Below are 1,103 nucleotides of genomic sequence, written 5' to 3'. Positions count from 1 at the left end.
GCCCTCCACCTCGCCTGCCAATCCCTCCACAACCACGAAACCGACCTCGCCCTCGCCGGCGGCGTCGCCATCATGTCCGCCCCCGGGGTGTTCGTGGAGTTCTCCCGGCAGCGCGGACTGGCCCCCGACGGCCGCTGCAAGCCGTTCGCCGCGGCGGCCGACGGCACCGGCTGGTCGGAAGGCGTCGGGCTCCTTCTCGTCGAGCGCCTGTCGGACGCGCAGCGCAACGGCCACACCGTTCTGGCCATCGTGCGCGGATCGGCCCTCAACCAGGACGGGGCCAGCAACGGGCTGACCGCGCCGAACGGCCCGTCCCAGCAGCTAGTGATCGAGGACGCGCTGGCCAGCGCGCGGCTGACCGCCGCCGAGGTGGACGTGGTGGAGGCGCACGGGACCGGCACCACACTGGGCGACCCCATCGAAGCCCAAGCGCTCATCGCCACCTACGGCCGGCAGCGGCCCGCCGACCGGCCCCTGCGGCTGGGGTCGATCAAGTCGAACCTCGGGCACACCCAGGCCGCCGCCGGCGTCGCCGGCATCATCAAGATGGTCCAGGCGATGCGGCATGGCGTCCTGCCGCGGACGCTGCACGTGGATGAGCCGACCCCGCACGTCGACTGGTCCGCTGGGGCGGTGGAGCTGCTCACCGAGCAGGTCGAGTGGCCCGACACCGGACAGCCCCGACGCGCCGCGGTCTCCTCCTTCGGCATCAGCGGAACCAACGCCCACCTCATCCTCGAACAACCCCCCACCAGCACCGAGCCCGAAACAACACCCACACCCGTGACACTCCAGCCCGGCACCGAACTGGAGCGGGCCAGGGAAGTGTCGGGGTCCGAGGTGCTGCCGTGGTTGCTGTCGGCCAAGACCGAGGCCGGGCTCGCTGCTCAAGCGCGGCGCCTGGCCGAACACCTGGACGCTCACCCCGACCTTGATCCCGGTGAGGTCGCCTGGGCGCTGGCCACCACCCGCTCGGTCCTGGAGCACCGCGCCGTCATCGTCGGTGACCAGGCGACGCTGCGTGAAGGGTTGCGGGCGCTGGCGGCCGGTGAGCCGCACCCGGCCGTGGTCACCGGACGCGCCCTGCCCGGCCAGGACGGCAA

Annotated in this window: 1 protein-coding gene; it reads left to right on the top strand. The window is 72.7% G+C overall.

Features of this window, described 5'->3' with window-relative positions; genetic code table 11:
* The coding region (locus IEZ03_RS37265) for a beta-ketoacyl synthase N-terminal-like domain-containing protein (RefSeq protein ID WP_229808836.1) at window positions 1-1,103 on the top strand (1,103 nt) is incomplete at both ends.

The sequence above is a fragment of the Actinomadura livida genome, assembly GCF_014648675.1.
GTDB lineage: Bacteria > Actinomycetota > Actinomycetes > Streptosporangiales > Streptosporangiaceae > Spirillospora > Spirillospora livida.
Note: the sequence above shows the minus strand (reverse complement) of the source record. Positions and strands in the feature narration are given on the sequence as shown.